Here is an 18,062-nt window from a genome sequence, read left to right on the forward strand (position 1 = left end):
AATATTAATCAATTTTAAGAACGTGCAGATCATCGTACAACTTCGCAACCAACTGATCACTGCTCACACTCGCATCAGCAAAACCTAAATCAGCAAAACCCACCCCTTCAAGAACGATATCAGCCTGATCACTGTTAATATCCAGAAGATCACTCTTCACGCTGATGGTGGTGTTGTTTTCATCCACCGTTATATTTAGGTAGTCTGCAAAGATATCTCCACTATCCGCCTCGGTAAATATTCCCGGTAATATCTCAGAAATATCAAGCTTATCTGCACTTAAGTCAAAATTCTGCACGGTGTCTATGACAGGCGCATTACCTTGGCCAGAATTTGCAGCAGAGAATAGGAAAATATCATTATCACCAGTGCCAATCAGCGTATCTGCTGATGCGCTATCACTGATGTTATTGGTGACTGGATCTCTTGCAACATCCAATTGATCACCATTGATGAGATCATTTAATCGCTCTTCATTACTCATTCCTGCCGACGGAGCGGTTAATAAACTGTCTAAACCAACGCCATCTAAAGTAATGGTTTGTACCACGGTTGCACCATCCATCACTTGAAGCTCGGCGTTGCCATTGGTTTCTGTGACAATCAACTGATTGGTGAGCACGGAAACATCGGCAGCTCCAATAAAGCCAAACAGGTCGCTCAGATCGACTTTGTCGCTGTTCACATCGAAATCTTTAATGACATCGTGTGACGGTGTACCCACACTGCCTACGCCCGTTGAGTTCCATAAGAAGGTATCGGAAGTACCCGCATCCGACAGATCGACAGGACCTCCCCACATAACTTCATCTGCTGTTGTTCCAGTAAGAATATCATTGCCAACGCCACCAAGTACCGAGTCAGTTCCTACCACAGTGACTGTGATGGTCTCTTTGGTCTCACCACCTTCACCGTCGATAATAAACACATCGAACGATTCGGTTGCTTTCACGCCCGCCGCCAATGCCAAAGTGCTTCCAGCGGTTAAGGTGAAGGTCCATATGGCTCGATTGGTTAATGCATCAATAGAACCAAAGCTTAAGGTGCCATAAGTACCCGGCATATCTGCCACTGATTTCCAGCTCATTGCATCAGATTCAGCGTCGCTTAATACCAATTCACCGGTCACTACATTTTGGTAACCATCGGTGGCTTCCCCTGTGGTGGTTCCACTGATCTCTGGTGCATCATTAGTGCCGACCACCGTCACCGTTACAACTTGTTCAACGGTGTCTGTCCCATCAAATACTTGTAGGGTAAAGACCTCATCTTGTTTCTCATTTTCCGCCAGTGACTGAGTCAAACTGTTGTTAATGTTATAGGTCCATTTACCAAACTCATCCACACTGATGGTTCCATATGTCCCGGTATCTGCGCCATCTTTTACTGACCAAACATAGCTATCGCCAACATCTAAATCGCTGATAACCAGTTGACCTTCTGCAAAAGTCGTCGCGGCATCTTCGGTAACTTCACCAATAATCACACTGGCTGGATCAATTTTTGGAATGTCATTGCTTCCGGTTACGGTAATAGTTACCTGCTGGCTAACGGTGTCTGTCCCATCAAATACATCGATGGTAAACACTTCGTCTTTGCTTATTCCTTCTGCTAGCTTTTGGGTCTCATCCAAACCGTTACCAATAGTGTATGTCCACAGACCTGAACTCGGGTCAATCGACATAGAACCGTAAGTCCCTTGCCCAGTACCTTGAACTGACCATTGATGTGTGTCTTTCACATCAATGTCAGTGACTTCCATTTGGCCAGAAACGCTATTGGGTAACGTATCCTCACTGACGGAACCAATTACTTCACTATCAACGGTAATAACAGGATCATCATTACTGCCCACAACAATAAAGGAGACATCTTTGGTATCAGAGACCCCATGTTGATCTGTCACTTTAAGGGTGTAAGTCAACGTTAGCTCTTCACCCTCTTTGAGTTGCTGAATAAGAGGGTCAGTGGTATGAAGGTTAATACTCCACGAGCCATTATTATCTACGGTTAAGTCTGCTAATGGATCAGAATCCGTCACTTGCCATGTATGCGTATCAGACTTATCTGGATCACCATCTAAGAAGGTACCGGTGAGTGAGGTCACAGAGTCTTCGACCAGTTTTTCAGTCACCACCGCTTCAATATTTGGCGCATCATTCACACCATTAATGGTAACCGTGATGGTCATCTTCCCTTCACCATTGGCGGTGTCAGTTGCTACGATGACAAATGTATCCGTTAACTTTTCACCTTGTGACAATCCATCGACATCCGCATGCAAGCTGTTCACGGTATAGGTCCAGCGCCCAGACGCATCAATAAAGGCGGTGCCATACTTAGCCGCAGTAGCAAGCTCATTATCAATGCTATAGTCAGAACTGTCGCCTTTATCCACATCTGAAGCGGTGACAATGCCCGAAACCGCTTGTCCTGGATTTTCAGATAACACGCCATTGTCTCGGCCACTGAGTTCAGGGAGATCATTGGTACCCGTAATATTCACGGTGACACTGCTGCTGGTAGAAGCGCCGTGATTATCCGTCGCTTTAACAATGAAGGTTTCACTTACCACGCTGCCTTCACGCAAACTCTGCACATGAGGCGCACTATTATTTAATTGATAATTCCATTGTCCATCTGCTTGCAAGGTGAACGTTCCGTAGGTTCCCGCTAACGTTTTCGCTTCAAACACCACAGTATCACCAGTATTTGGATCGGTACCATCAAGCTGCAAAGGCACTGCTTCTGTGGTTTTACCGTCCTCTTTTAGCTCCATCACCAAGTCACCTTCAATCACTGGTGGTTTGTTAGAGCCTTCAATGGTAATTACCACTTTATCAATATCAATCCCACCATCAGGTGCTGGAAGTGAATGTCCATCAGTGACTCCAACGATAAACTCCACCTCAATCGTAGCCCCTTTGCCTAGGTTAATCACCTCTTGATTGGTCTGGTCTAGGGTAAATGTCCAGTGTCCATTGCTATCTAGATGGAAGGTTCCATATTCATTGGTTTGATTATCACCACTAAAGATATGCGTATCGCCACTATCTACATCACCATCATTCAGGGTTCCGCTGATCTCATTCACAGCCGCATCATTATCGATGCTAGCAACAAGATCGCCTTTAATGTCAGGCGCATCATTGGTTCCGGTAACGTCAACATTAATTAGCATAGTGGTAGGATTGCCTGAATCGTCCACGACTGTTGAACCAAATTGATCAACCACCGTCACTTCGAATGAATCCGTGACAGTAACCCCTTCCGCTAAACTCTGTACAGCATTTGAGCTATTATTCAGTAGATAGGTCCACTCACCATCTGTTGTTAATGTTAACGTTCCATAACTGCCACTTCCGTTCACAGCGCTCCACGTAACAGGGTTATCCAATCCGTCAGGAGTTGTTAAGTTACCGGTATCTGTTAATGTGCCATCCTCTTCAAATGCGGTTACTGCAATAACATTGTCGGTGATGGTCACATCATCAGCGGTGCCATGAATGGTAACAATGACCTCTTGAGTAGCGGTTTCGCCGTAGTTATCGGTCACCGTCACTTGGAAGGTTTCTTGGATAGTATCACCAGGATCAAGTTCTTGAATAACTTGCGAGGCAGCGTAGTTAGGATCACTTGGATCAGTAACCTTTGGATCAAGTGTGTATGTCCACTCACCCGTTGTTGGGTTTAAAACAAGCGAGCCGTAAGTACCATCCGCATCATCAACCGTCCACGCTTGATCATCACATTTATCAGGGTCAATGCCTTCTAGCTGCCCGGTAAAGCTCAATTGGGTATCTTCGGTAACATCACCTAAATTCAAACCTCCAATAATTGGGGCATCATTGGTTCCCGTAATAGTGATAGTGACAGGTATGGTATAAGTCTCACCGCAATCATCCGTAATTTGAATTTTCCACGTTTCAGTGACCTCGTCTCCCTCACACAGAGAGTCCACAAGGATGGAGTCGTTATCTAATTCATAAGTCCAGCGGCCATCCGTATCCACAACTAACTGACCAAATACACCGCCATTAACGGGGTTAGCGGTAACCGTATCGATACCACCCGTGCCACCTGTTCCGCCCCCATTACCATTGCCATTACCTTGGTTGCCTTCACCGTGGTGACCATTATTATTGTCATTGCCGTTACCATTTCCATTATTACCATTTCCGTTGCCACCATTACAGAACTGATCAAGATCGATTTGACCAGACTCATCAGGATGACGATCCTCTTCGGGGTTGATAATAATAGGGTCTAAAATGGTTGAACCGTCTGTTCCACCGCCATCAGCCGACTGTGTTCCAAGCACATCTATTGTTACCGTCTGAGGCAAAGAAACCCCACCATGACTATCGGTTGCGGTAACTTGAAAGGTTTCTGTCACTTTGTCCCCAGAGACTAAAGCCAACGTATCGGGATCTAAATTATCTAGGGTATAGGTCCATTCACCATTAGCATCAACAGTAAATGTACCATAAGTACCTTTACCATCAATGGCTTGCCAGCTCACAATCGTGTCACCTAGATCGACATCGTGCGCATTGAGTTGCCCGCTGCTCTCTCTAAAATCTGCAAATTGAGCACCGGCTGCCACGGCCCCTTCATCCGCGCCACTGATTTCAGGAATATCATTGGTACCTTTAATATTAATGATGATGGTGTCATTAACCGTACCACCGTTACCATCCGTGGCACTGACTGGGAACGTCTCTTGATGGCTTTCACCTTCATTCAACGATTGCACCGATTCTAGATTCGGATCAATGCGGTAACTCCAGCTACCATCACTGTTTAGGCTAAAGCGCCCAAACGTACCAGTGAAGGTATGCGCTGTAAAAGTGACGTCGTCACCATCTATATCATGAGTCAATACCTGACCTGTAATACTGGTACTAGACTCATCCTCTATGTAATCGACCTCTGCGCCCCCCTCTATGGTAGGGACATCGTTGGTGCCATTAATAGTGATGGTGACCGGTTTGCTTGATGTTTCTCCGTGATCATCGGTCACTTTGACAGTAAAGGTCTCAGTTAAACTCTCCCCAACGCCCAACGCTTGAACTCTTGGATCAGTATTGGTTAAGCTGTAGTGCCATTTATTATCACTATCCAAAATGAGATTGCCGTATTCACCGACACCACTCACTAACTCCCAATCGTGAGTATCATCTTTATCTGGGTCACCGTGATGCAGTTGGCCAGAGGCACTCACCTTAGTATCTTCATTAACAGAGCCGATTAACGCACCACGCAAATCAGGCGCATCGTTTGCCCCTTCAATAGTGATTTTTATTTCACTCTCAGAGGTTTGACCAAAACTGTCGGTCACTCTTATCGCAATGGTATCTTCGATGTGATCGCCTGGGTCTAACTCATCCACTTTCGAGTTGTTGTTGTCCAGTTTATACTTCCACGTTCCATCATCATTGAGTGTTAACGTACCATAAGCACCTGTGCTGCCAATAATTTCCCAATCGTGAGTATCAATAAGGTCAAAATCACCATCTATCGCACTCCCTTCCACCACATCAGGGGTTGCATCTTCCACGATGGTTCCAGTGAGTGTTCCTGAAATACTTGGATCAGTATTATGACCTGCCACATTGATGGTCACTTCGATGGTGCCCTTCGCGCCATGTTGGTCAATGACTTCAATGGTGAAGACTTCTGATACAGTCTCCCCAGAAGGAATCGCTTCTGTCGCCTCTCTATCATTGTCTAGTTGATAAAACCAAGTACCGTTATCATCGACTTGTAGATCGCCATAGATCCCGATTTTAATGCCCGTTGCATTATCTTCTCCAACCACGGACCAGTTGTGTGTATCCCCTTGGTCAATGTCCACCACCACTAAGTCACCAGTACCAGTATCTTTACCAATCACATCTTCAATGGTGCTGGTTGTGGTAGCTCCTTTAATACTTGGAGCATCGTTACTACCAGTAATGGTGATCTCAATCTGTTTAGTAGTAGAAGCACCGTGATTATCCGTAACGGTAACGTTGAAAATCTCAGTGGCGGTAATGCCTTCACCTAGCTTTTGTACGCTCTCTTTTGTGTTATCAAGCTCATAGGTCCATAAGCCATCATCATCAATGCCTATCGAACCGTATGTGCCATCTTCACCTGCAATCAACCAGGTATGCGTATCACTGCCACCGTTCACATTGTCGATATCATCTGGAAGCAATTGACCCGTAATACTGTCAGGGCTTGCATCTTCAGTAATGCTGCCTGTTAACTCTCCGGACATCAGTGGTGTATCGTTAGTGCCGATTACTGTGATTTTCAGGTTCACAGTATCAATAGCTCCAAACTCATCCTCCACTTGCACTGCAAATATTTCAATGTGCTCCTCACCCGCTTCTAATGCCTGTGTCACTTCAGAGTCATTATCCAACTTGTATGTCCAGCGAGCTTTTCCATTGGCGTTTTCAACAATGGATAACGAACCATAAATACCTTGATTACTGCCTAAAATAGTCCATTCATGGTCATCACCAATATCAACATCACCATGTTTTAAGGTACCTTTAACCGAAGTTTCATCCTCTTCAATGGATTTTTTCAGCTTGCCTTTTATATTTGGCGTATCGTTGGTGCCAAGTACATTAATAACAATCGTTTCAGTGGCCGTTCCGCCGTGACCATCATCGGTTTTGATGGTGAAAGTATCCGTTTCTAGTTGGTCTTCTTGTAATTGTTGCGTCGCTTTAAGCGATGGGTCTAAGGTATAAGTCCAAGTACCTTCAGAAGTGATGGAGATATCACCATAAGTGCCTTGAGTTGCCCCATCAATGCTCCAAGAGTGACCGTCAGCAAGATCCACATCTTCAGCCGTCACTACACCAGTAACCGTTTCTAAAATATCTTCGACAGTATTGCCTAACAACGTCCCTTTGATGGTTGGAATGTCATTGTCACCCTTAATGGTGATTTCAACAATTTGCTGTACCGTGCCACCTTTGCCATCATCAGCTTGAATAACGTAGGTTTCTGTAATGGTGTCGGTCACCGCAAGCTCTTGTGCGGCCGCGTTATCTAAGGTGTAGGTCCATGTACCTGTTGTGGCACCTACAACAATTGAGCCATATTTACTGGAAGTGTCACCGATAAGGCTCCAAGTGTGACTATCACCACTGTCATCGGTTACTGTTAAGGTATCTGTCGCAATTAACTTGCCATCTTCAACAACTTCACCACGATCATTTCCACCATCAATAACAGGATCATCATTAGTACCGGTTACAGTAATGGTAATAGTCTGAGTATCGCTGCCACCTTCGCCATCAGTCACCACCATCTCAAATACGTCGGTTTGCTTCTCACCTTCCGCTAAGGCTTGAGTGGCAAGCTTCGTATTATCTAACGTATAGGTCCAGGTCCCATTTACATTGGTTAAATCACCGTAGGTGCCACCGGGAGTGGTAATGCTCCAGTTAGCACCATCGCCTACATCCACATCAGTTGATGTTAAAGTACCGGTTGCCGTATTAAGAGTATCTTCCACCACACTGCCGAGGTGAGAGCCGGAAATCGTAGGATCATCATTGGTGCCAGTAACGGTCACTTTCACCACCACCGTGTCTGTCGCGCCTTGCGGGTCTTTCACTTCTACGGTATAGAAAATATCGTGCGTATCCCCTTTACCCAACGCTTGCACTTCATCGGCATTCGTTGTCAGATCAAAGGTCCACTCACCACTGCTGCTGCCCACACTAAAGTTGCCGTAAGGACTGTTATTGTCAGTCAGAACTTGCCAAGTATGGCCAGTTTCAGCATCCGCATCGGTGAACGCAAGTTGCCCTTTGGCTTGCAATTTGGCCGCAACATCTTCGGTTACGCCTCCAGTTACCACGGAGCTACCGGCTATCTCAGGCAGATCATTGGTCCCAGTGACGGTGATAGTGATGGTCTGTTTCGCCTCACCACCTTCGCCGTCGATCACCACCATCTCAAACACATCGGTTTTGATCTCACCTGCATTCAGGGATTGAGTGGCCGTTTTGTTGTTATCTAAATTGTAGGTCCACGTGCCATCCACTTGGGTTAAATCACCGTAGGTGCCGCCCGGCGCAGTGATGCTCCAACTGGCACCATCGCCCACATCTACATCACTTGATGTTAAGGTGCCAGTGGCACTATTAAGAGTATCTTCCACCACACTGCCGAGGTGAGAGCCGGAAATCGTAGGATCATCATTGGTGCCAGTAACGGTCACTTTCACCACCACCGTGTCTGTCGCGCCTTGCGGGTCTTTCACTTCTACGGTATAGAAAATATCGTGCGTATCCCCTTTACCCAACGCTTGCACTTCATCGGCATTCGTTGTCAGATCAAAGGTCCACTCACCACTGCTGCTGCCCACACTAAAGTCGCCGTATGGGCTGTTATTGTCGGTCAGAACCTTCCACGTATGGCCGGTTTCCGCATCGACATCAGTGAAATCAAGTTGCCCTTTCGCTTGAAGATTGGCGGCATCGTCTTCCACTACATCACCCAACACAACTGAAGTGTTGGTGATCTCAGGAAGGTCATTGGTCCCGGTGACGGTAATGGTGATGGTCTGTTTCGCCTCTGCACCTTCACTGTCAGTCACCACCACCTCAAACACGTCGGTTTGAATCTCACCTTTATTTAATGCTTGAGTAGCCGTTTTGTTATTGTTTAGATTGTAGGTCCACGTGCCATCCACTTGAGTTAAATCACCATAAGTACCGCCTGGCGAAGTGATACTCCAGTTGGCAGTGTCGCCAGCATCTGCATCTGTGCTGGTTAAGGTACCGGTCGCGCTATTGAGGGTATCTTCCACCACACTGCCGAGATGGGTACCAGAAATGCTCGGGTCATCATTGGTGCCCGTAATGGTAATTTTAACGTCCACTGTATCCGTGGCGCCTTGTGGGTCTTTGATCTCAACGGTGTAGATCAGATCTTTCGTGATCCCTTCACCCAACGCTTGCACTTCATCCGCAGCAGTGGTGAGGTTAAAGGTCCACTCACCATTACCGTCAACAGTGAAGTCGCCGTATGGGCTGTTATTGTCGGTCAGAACCTTCCACGTATGGCCGGTTTCCGCATCCGCATCGGTGAACGTAAGTTGCCCTTTCGCTTGAAGATTGGCGGCAACATCTTCGGTTACGCCTCCCTCAACCACCGAGGTGTTGATTATCTCAGGCAGATCATTGGTCCCCGTGACGGTGATAGTGATGGTTTGAGAGGTCTCTCCGCCAAACGAATCCTTCACCACAATGGTAAATTGTTCTGTTGCTATCTGTCCTTCGTTTAACTCTTGAGTCACGGTTGAACTTGTTGTTAAATCATACGTCCAGGTTGTCGTGGCATTGTCGTAACTTAATACCCCATAGGTACCATTAGGGTCGGTAATGGCTCCCGTTAAATCATCATTAGTGTCAAGATCAGATAAGTTTAATTTACCACTCGCTTGTACCACCAAATCTTCAACCGCAACCCCACTCGACTCACCCTCAATCACAGGGAGATCATTGGTACCAACAACGGTAACGGTAATCGTCTGAGTCGCTATGCCACCATGATTATCAGACACTTGTACTTGGAAGATCTCATCAACTCTTTGATCTTTATTCAAACCTTGAGTCGTTGATAAACTGTTATCAAGCACATATTTCCATGCGCCACTTTGATCAAGAGATAGATCACCATACGTACCCGCTGAACTGCTTACAATTGACCAATTGTGCGTATCTAAAGCATCAACATCATTAACCGTAAGCTGCTCATTCGCTTCAGGATCACTATCTCCAATATTACCTTCTGTAAGCTCAGCGGCGGATGTTCCTGAAATAGTCGGAAGATCATTGGTGCCTAAAACAGAGATAATGACTTGTTGAGTGTCACTTCCGCCTGCACTGTCAGTCACAATGACAGAAAAGGTTTCTGTTTCCGTCTGACCTTCAGCCAAAGCTTGGGTCACCGTATCTAGATTGTTCAGACTATAAAGCCAAGCACCTGTGATTGGATCGACTTCTAGTGAACCATATGTGCCCTCAGGCGATCCTGAAATGGCCCAAGAATAAGAGAGGTTAGTCTGAGAGTTACTAACGCCAAGAATACCATTCGCACTTAACACGCTATCTTCTTGAGTCACACCTGTTTCATCAACATTAGCAATGGGAGCTGCAGGACGAATAATGACATCATCACCTGCCTCTTCTAATCTAGCTAACCCTGCATTATGTGCAAACCCTTCTGTATCAAAGTCAATATTAGCAATGGTCGATGCTTCATCATATTCAATGGTAATAAAACCAGCATTGGCTGAACCTCCTGTCGCACCACCTGCAGCAGTTGCTTCAAGAATTTCCGTTGGATCTTCCCCTGCCAAAATAGCGGCTTGAATCGCTTCAATATCTAACTCTGGTTGCTCTACTGTCTGGTTCACAGCGAGCTGACCAGCAACTTGTTCACTCTCTAGTGACGGTTCTTGATTGGCACTTTCAGGCGCTTTAATACAAGAAACACAGTTTTGATCAACAACGACGGGTTCGCCATTGATCAACACCACGACTTTAGAGCCTTCAGGTGTAAGCAGAACATCTCCGACTTTCAGCGGAGTTCCTTCTTGAGCTGCAATGGATCGACCTTCAGAGTTAACCACAAACGCCCTACCGACAATCTCTTTGATTTCAGCAGGGGTAAAAACTGCATTATTGTCCATGATTAGCTCCAAAACTTAATAAAAATTAATTAGATAAAACAGATATTTAATGACAACAGAGTAATCTAAAGGCAAACCTGTTCTACACTCAATACTATCCATAATGTGATTATGACCAATAAATGCTATTAATCCCACCAATAGTTACCCAACTTTATAAAAATGATTGCATAGGGTATGATGGCCCGTATATATTATTGATATAAATAACACTCTATTAACAATATTAGCTGTAGAGACGTAGTAATGGCAACTTACACCCTTTTATTTTCCCGGACTTTTACTATTCAGTGCAATTTTTATGATCGCACTCCGTTTTACTGTTTTTTCTAACGATTAATAGTATGATCCATAAATCGTCTCTCTTTCTGAGACACCACGGTACAACCTTATAGAGGCTTTCTTCATGAGCAAACTAACGATTGACATCCAGGCTAACCTTGATCTGTTTATCTCAGAAACAAAAGAGAATGAATTGGTTTGGGGGCTAAAAAACGAAGATGGTTGGCTAGCGTGCGACTCTACTGAGTTTGAAAATTCTGAAGTCATGCCATTTTGGTCAAATGAAGCGGATGCTAAAACTCATAATGTTGAAGAGTGGGCAGACTTTGAAGTATTGCATATTCCTTTAGATATTTTTGTTGAGGATTGGTTAATCACCCTGTCGGAAGATGGCGTATTAATTGGTGCTAACTGGAACGATACTTTAGAAGGCAAAGAAGTTGAACCTTCCGATCTAGCCAAGCTGTACCTTTAAAATATAGCGATACAACCGCTTTATATCATAACGACTGCACAGTATTGCAGTCGTTATTTTCTTCAAAGCCTAAAAATCGACCGAGTAAAAGTCCATCTCAGGATCCTTGTCCGTTGCTGCAATTACTTTGTCAAAACCTAAACCCAATTTTTCCAGCAATTTAATCGAAGCGACATTGTCACTATTAGTAAACGCAATCACACGCTGAAGCTTTAATGTCTCTTGCGCGTAAGATAACACAGACTGACACGACTCAAACGCAAACCCTTTACCAAAATACTCTTCTAAATACCCATACCCAATATCGATATCATCAAGGTGTTCTCGCTTAATCAAACCGCACAGACCAATTGGTGTATTGCACGCCTTTAATTCAACTAAATAAAGCCCAACCCCTTTATCCTGGTACATTTTCATCGGACCATTAATTAGATATTGAGTCGCTTGCTCGAGATTTCTAATCTGTCGATCTCCAACAAACTGTAAAAAAGGCTTGGTATTATAGATATGCAAAGCAAACTCGGCATCTTGTTCAGTTAGGTAACGAATTCTAAGACGTTCGGTTTCATTGATAATCACTGCTTTTCCTTATTAAAAAAATAAAAACATAATTCGATTTATCATCAGTTCAGATTGCGTATAATCCTACGCCAATTGAATACTGAAAACTCATTGGAAAATCACATGTCAAAAATGTTCTTCAAAGGCCGAATTGAAACCAGACAAAATCACGTACAATCTGGCTACAACACCAAGCGTGATGTAAAACTAGGCAGCAGTGAACTGCCTTTAACCCTGACGGTCAGTTCAGACAGCCGCAAATTGGAAGTTGAAGAAGAGTTAGTCTCACACAACCTATTTGCCAACATCACCGTTGATGAGAAAAGTGAAGAGAATATCCTTGAGTTAGAAACGCTTCTCAATAAACCTAAAACCACTACCTTTGAGAAGACTCCAAACCGCAATGACCCATGCTCTTGTGGCAGCGGCAAAAAATATAAGAAGTGCTGCGGCTAATTCGTCGACACTATGCTGTCAGCTGTTAGGCTTACTTTTTATGAGAACTGACAGCATTCAATGCCGCATCATCAAGCGCACCTAACTCGCGCATATCTTCTTCAAGTTTTTGTTTTTCATGCAGCGCTTCTATAAGCTGGTGGTCTCTTTTTGCAAAGAAGAGATCTTCTTCAGCCTTACCATGCAAACGGAGTTTTTCGGTAAAGTCCATCATCGTTACCTCTCTGCTCTACCTCTCTATATAAGTATAGATAACGGCTAGAAGAGTGTGTCGAATTTACCAAATTAAGATATGATGCCCACTCTCAAACTTGAATGAACTATTTATGTCCTCTTTCTCTTTTTCGCTGATCCCTGCTGGGGTTAGGTTTATGCTGCTTTCTGCCTTCGGGTTCGCTCTCATGTCTGCTTGTGTGAAATACATCAGCAACTATGGCATCCCTGTCTTTGAAATTGTTGCCGCTCGCGCATTAGTGTCATTGATCATCAGTTATCTTGATGTCAAACGGAAAGGGATCTCGATATGGGGAAACAATAAACCGCTTCTTTTTGTCCGAGGGGCTGTTGGGACGGCTGCATTAATGTGTGTCTATTACGCCGTCACCACCTTACCTTTGGCAGAAGCTACCATTTTACAATATGTTCATCCCGTGTTTACAGCGCTACTTGGCGTTCTCTTTCTCAAAGAGCGCATTCAACACTCCACCATGATCTGCATTCTTTTTTGTCTTGTTGGCTTATTCGTCATGGTTCAACCCAATACCAGCGGCAGTGACCTCTCTAATGACTTGCCTCTTTTTAATATTGTCATCGCACTTTGTGGGGCTTTTGGTAGCTCTATCGCCTATGTAATTGTGAGAAAACTGAGTCAAACCGAAGACAGCTCTGTCATCATCTTCTATTTCCCATTAGTGGCTTTACCAATATCCACTCTGCTGATTTGGAATCACTTTGTCTGGCCAAGCTTATTCCTAACCATCATGCTGGTTCTGGTCGGTATCTTCACCCAAATTGGCCAGTATGGTTTAACCAAGGCGATGCAAACCCAAGCTGCCGGAAAAGCCTCGGCATACTCCTACGTACAGATTGTGTTTTCTGCCCTACTCGGTGTCTGGGTATTTAATGAAGTTCCATCCGTTTGGACCTATTTAGGAGGTGGGTTGATTGTGACTGGCGCGCTGATTAATGTATTTGGGAAACAACTGACAAAAAAATGGCGACGATCCTCATAGATCGTCGCCATCGTTAATCACTGTAACAGCTTAAGGGATTAATTTTGCGTCGAGGCGACCTTGTCTGCTTCCTCTTCAACTGTATTATCAACGGCTTTAACCAGTAATACACCGACACCACCCACGATTGCACCACATAAGATAAAGACTAAACGTCCCCATACTGGGTTAGTTAGTAATGCCATAAGCATAATTCCAACACCAGCTACCGCAATCAGCTTTCCTAGCATTTGACGTTGCTTATTATCTAATTTCTTCTGCTCTGTTGATTCAGCAACTAGCGGAGTAGATAGATTGCCAAAGAACTTATCAACATCAGCTTGACGTTTTTCAGTTAATGGCTTGTAGAACAATGTCGATAACATGAAGAAACCACCAGTGAAAGTAATATGCCCCATGAGACCCATCGCCACTTTCACATCTGACCATTCACGACTGGTTAACTCCTGAAGACCTAGTACAGACGATACCATTTCAGCGTTAATAACAAATCCAACAATATAAGAAACAAAAGCGCCTACCACGAGTGTCCCCCAACCAGCCCAATCTGGGGTCTTTTTAACGAAGAAACCAAGGAAAGCAGGGATTGTCATTGGGAAACCGATCAAAGCACCGACGTACATCATAGTATCGAATAAGCTCAGGCCTTTCAGTGAATTAATAAACTGGGCAATAAAGATAATCGCGAAACCAAATATCGCAGATGTAATCTTAGAAACCAGTACTAACTCTTTTTCCGTTGCTTGGCCTTTGCGTACAATAGGCTCATAGAAGTTTTTAACGAAAATACCTGAGTTACGGTTTAAACCCGAATCCATTGAAGACATGGTTGCGGCAAACATGGCTGCGACTAAAAGGCCGACCATACCCGCTGGCATGTACTCTTGAACAAAGTATAAGTAAGCGAAGTCACCCGCTTTCTTTCCTGCATCGGGGTAAGCAGCTGCCAAATCGACACCCTGACCAGCAATAAACCAAGATGGCATGAACCAAATGAACACGCCCCCCATCATTAGCACACAAGCAAGCAGTGCTGCTTTTTTTGCATTTTTCGAATCCTTTGCCGCTAAGTAACGGTAAGAGTTAAGCATATTATTAGTAATAGAGAACTGCTTAACAAAGATGAAAAATGCCCAAATACTGAAAATGCTTAGGTAATTAATATTGTTGCCGGATAAGAATGATCCCCCCTCTTGAACAGGGAAATTATTCACAATCTCACCAATACCTCCACCTTGAACCACCGCAACCACCGCACAGGTCACTGTGACCGCCATGATAATCACCATCTGCATGAAATCAGAAGCGATGACCGCCCATGAGCCCCCCGTGACCGACATTGCCAACACGACTAAACCAGTAATCCAGATGGTCATATTCATATCGAATCCGAAGATACCTGATGCAATAATTGCGAGTGCATTCAACCATACACCGGCCGACACCACACTGTTAGGCATTGAAGACCAAGTAAAAACCTGTTCATTAGTCGCACCAAAACGCATGCGGATTGCTTCAATAACCGTAACAACGCGAAGCTGACGGAATTTAGGTGCAAAATACGCATAATTCATGAAGTAACCAAATGCGTTTGCAACGAAAATGACCGCGACCGCAAAACCATCATTGTATGCTTTACCCGCCGCACCAGTGAATGTCCATGCACTAAATTGTGTCATAAATGCAGTTGCACCAACCATCCACCATAACATGTTACCTCCTCCGCGGAAGTAATCGCTCGTCGTACTTGTAAATGTTCTAAACATCCACCCTATTGCAATTAAGAATAAGAAATAGATACCAACAATTATTGTGTTGAGTTCCATCGTGTTACCTTCCATTTATGTTTATAGTTGAACACACTATAAACATGTAACTAAATATTTGTATTACAATAAGCTAAATACGTGAGCTATGTCCAATACAAGACTTAACAATTAATCATACAAGTGATCAACATCAAATCTCTCGATATAGATATATAGACTCAACGTCACACTATCAATCTCACATAAAAATATAAAAAAAAACATCATCGCAATTAAACGACTGATATAAATCAAAAATAAAATAAAGCCACCATTAATATCCCAGCTCATCATTACAGCCACGACAAAATTTGAAAAATACACACCAACATATTTGTATTATYTAAAATCACAAGACACGCAATAATTGTGACTAATCATATGCAAGCATCGACTTGGGTAACACAACGTCCATTATACATAGACAAAATCACAAGCATAAAATAAGACATATAGATTTTACTTAACAAACACAACAAGCACACAAAGGAGACCTAAATCACATTAACTCAGCAATACCAAACAAAAAACAAGAGATAAATCTAGTTAACGCTATTTCGCCTGTGACCATAAGCTACTTATTAATCAAATCACGTTGCAGTTTTATTGTCATACAATACTCTATAAATCACCTGGCCAATAATATGGGAATGTGAAATGCACTCAATGAGAGATATCGCTAAAGATGCTATCGACCTCGTAAAACCCTCGATCGATAGACTTTTTGAACGTACGAACAGAAAAGAGCTGCACATTGTGGTGATGAATCCACACCTTAAACCTTGGGAGGCCACATTTGAAGAGGCTATTCTTTACGAAGAGTCATTAGGAAGCCCTGAGAACTGGAGAATTCAATTTGATCACCTTGCTCAAAAAAAAGCACAGCAAGCATGGCGAGAATCAACCGCTAATTTAACTCTGCACTCCCAACACCCTACAGCATTACGCAACGATGACGTTTTATTTTACGGTTCGTTCGTTTACGGCAACGTGGTTGTCGCATGCAGTGGAGTTCAACAGTGGTATGACATGCTTATCAGTGGTTGGATAGCGGTCGCTATTGAACAGTTAACGATGCACGAATATCAAACACAGAAAACAGAAAACCCTACTAAAACCTATCGCTAATAATTAGAAACATAAGGTATTTACTATGAATATACGATTAAAATCAATCATGTTAACAGCGGCCATCCTTGCCTCAGCAACGGCAGTTGCTGCAGACTACCCCAGCAAAAATATCCGCTTAGTTGTCCCATTCGGCGCTGGTGGCGGTACAGATGCTGTTGGCCGGACATTGGCTAACAGTGCCAAAGAGGTACTTGGTCAAAATATCTCAGTGATGAACCGAACTGGTGGGGCCGGAGCTGTTGGAATGAGCTTTGGAGCACAACAACGTGCTGATGGCTATACCCTAACAATAGTGACTCGTGAAATTGCGTCATTACCACAAATGGGATTAATGCGGCACACTGCTGATGATTTCAAACTAATTCGTTTAGTTAACTTAGACCCTGCAGTCGTTTTAGTTGCCGCAGATAGCCCTTACAACACAATCAACGATCTCATCAAAGAAGCAAGATCAAACCCTGGCAGTGTAAAATTTGCTTCAACTGCCGCACCCAATTTTTACTTGATGTCTTTAGAAAAAGATCAAAACATAAAGTTAAATGCCATTCCTTATAACGGAGCTTCAGAAGCAATCCCTGCGGTACTGGGCCATCATACGGATGTCACAATGGTCACTCCAGGAGAAGCGATTGCTCAGATTCGTTCTGGTCAACTCAAAGCGCTAGGGGTGATGTCTGAAGAACGTATTCAATACATTCCAAACGTGCCTACTCTAAAAGAACAAGGTATTGATGTTGTTACTGGTACATGGCGCGGCATTGGCGCACCTAAAGAAACACCTGATGCGGTCATTGAAAAGCTAGGGGCTGCGTTTGATGAAGCAATGGCAAGTGAAACGTTCAAATCTTTCATGGCAAAAGGTGCGATGACGATTCACAACCTAGATAACAAAGCATTCACTGAATTCGTCGCTCAAGATACAAAATTACTGGGCACACTCATTCACTAAGTATTATGGAACGGCACAACGAAATTGTGCCGTTAATAATGGTGAATAACCCTCTCCCTTACTAGAACTTTTAGGGGCAAATTCTATGTCAAATTCGAATTTAAATCGAAATATCATTTTCCCGTCAATCATGATTATTATCAGCGCGATAGCCCTCGCCGTCATTACCCAGTTTGACCGTCCGATGTACCAAGATACCAGTGTGGATGCCAAATTTTTTCCAATGATGATCGTGATCGCTCAAATCGCTATCTGCATCATACTGATCGCTCAACATAAATTTAAAAAAGCAGCAGAACAACAAGAACCGTTAATGAGCAAAATGTCCGTTTTCGGCGTGGCCTTTCTTATTGGCTATAGCTTACTCATTAGTGTTGTTGGCTACCTTTACGCAAGTTTAATTGCCTTCATTTTCTACTTAGTTTATTTCAAAGTTAAGAAACCAACTTATTACATC

Annotated in this window: 10 protein-coding genes; 6 read left to right on the forward strand and 4 right to left on the reverse strand. The window is 43.8% G+C overall.

What is annotated here, in order from left to right; translation table 11 throughout:
- Positions 1-4 precede the first annotated feature (4 nt).
- The gene (locus L4C32_RS13780; protein WP_428197460.1) at positions 5-10,711 is read right to left on the reverse strand and encodes a retention module-containing protein; all 10,707 of its coding nucleotides are present in this window, start codon (positions 10,709-10,711) and stop codon (positions 5-7) included.
- A gap of 406 nt (positions 10,712-11,117) precedes the next feature.
- Here L4C32_RS13780 and L4C32_RS13785 point away from each other — a divergent pair, with 406 nt between their 5' ends.
- On the forward strand, positions 11,118-11,468 hold the full coding sequence (locus tag L4C32_RS13785; protein WP_428197461.1) for a DUF2750 domain-containing protein: 351 nt from the start codon (positions 11,118-11,120) through the stop codon (positions 11,466-11,468).
- Between the two features lie 69 nt (positions 11,469-11,537).
- On the opposite strand, the gene L4C32_RS13790 is transcribed toward L4C32_RS13785, so the two are convergent.
- Positions 11,538-12,047, reverse strand: a complete 510-nt coding sequence (locus L4C32_RS13790) for a GNAT family N-acetyltransferase (RefSeq protein WP_428197462.1) — start codon at positions 12,045-12,047, stop codon at positions 11,538-11,540.
- A gap of 105 nt (positions 12,048-12,152) precedes the next feature.
- Between L4C32_RS13790 and L4C32_RS13795 the strand changes: the two genes are divergently transcribed.
- Entirely contained in the window at positions 12,153-12,485 is a 333-nt protein-coding gene (locus L4C32_RS13795; RefSeq protein WP_428197463.1) for a PBPRA1643 family SWIM/SEC-C metal-binding motif protein, read from the forward strand.
- Between the two features lie 31 nt (positions 12,486-12,516).
- On the opposite strand, the gene L4C32_RS13800 is transcribed toward L4C32_RS13795, so the two are convergent.
- Positions 12,517-12,696: a hypothetical protein gene (locus L4C32_RS13800; protein WP_428197468.1), complete on the reverse strand. Its 180-nt coding sequence runs from the start codon at positions 12,694-12,696 to the stop codon at positions 12,517-12,519.
- Between the two features lie 115 nt (positions 12,697-12,811).
- On the opposite strand from L4C32_RS13800, the gene L4C32_RS13805 reads away from it, so the two are divergent.
- A complete protein-coding gene (locus L4C32_RS13805) occupies positions 12,812-13,717 on the forward strand; it encodes a DMT family transporter (RefSeq protein ID WP_428197464.1) in 906 nt (301 codons plus the stop codon).
- 38 nt (positions 13,718-13,755) lie between these two features.
- Here L4C32_RS13805 and L4C32_RS13810 read toward each other — a convergent pair whose 3' ends face one another.
- Positions 13,756-15,543, reverse strand: coding sequence for a sodium:solute symporter family transporter (locus L4C32_RS13810; RefSeq protein ID WP_428197465.1), 1,788 nt, complete (start codon positions 15,541-15,543; stop codon positions 13,756-13,758).
- A 639-nt stretch (positions 15,544-16,182) separates the two neighbouring features.
- Here L4C32_RS13810 and L4C32_RS13815 point away from each other — a divergent pair.
- The 3 genes from L4C32_RS13815 to L4C32_RS13825 all read left to right on the forward strand — a co-directional run.
- Entirely contained in the window at positions 16,183-16,653 is a 471-nt protein-coding gene (locus L4C32_RS13815) for a hypothetical protein (RefSeq protein WP_428197466.1), read from the forward strand.
- Positions 16,654-16,678: 25 nt separating this feature from the next.
- Positions 16,679-17,605: a tripartite tricarboxylate transporter substrate binding protein gene (locus L4C32_RS13820; protein ID WP_428197467.1), complete on the forward strand. Its 927-nt coding sequence runs from the start codon at positions 16,679-16,681 to the stop codon at positions 17,603-17,605.
- Positions 17,606-17,735: 130 nt separating this feature from the next.
- Positions 17,736-18,062 (forward strand): tripartite tricarboxylate transporter TctB family protein (locus tag L4C32_RS13825; protein ID WP_428197469.1); only part of this gene is annotated, 327 nt, incomplete at its 3' end.

It is taken from the genome of Aliivibrio kagoshimensis (assembly GCF_050337105.1).
Taxonomy (GTDB): Bacteria; Pseudomonadota; Gammaproteobacteria; order Enterobacterales; family Vibrionaceae; genus Aliivibrio_A; species Aliivibrio_A kagoshimensis.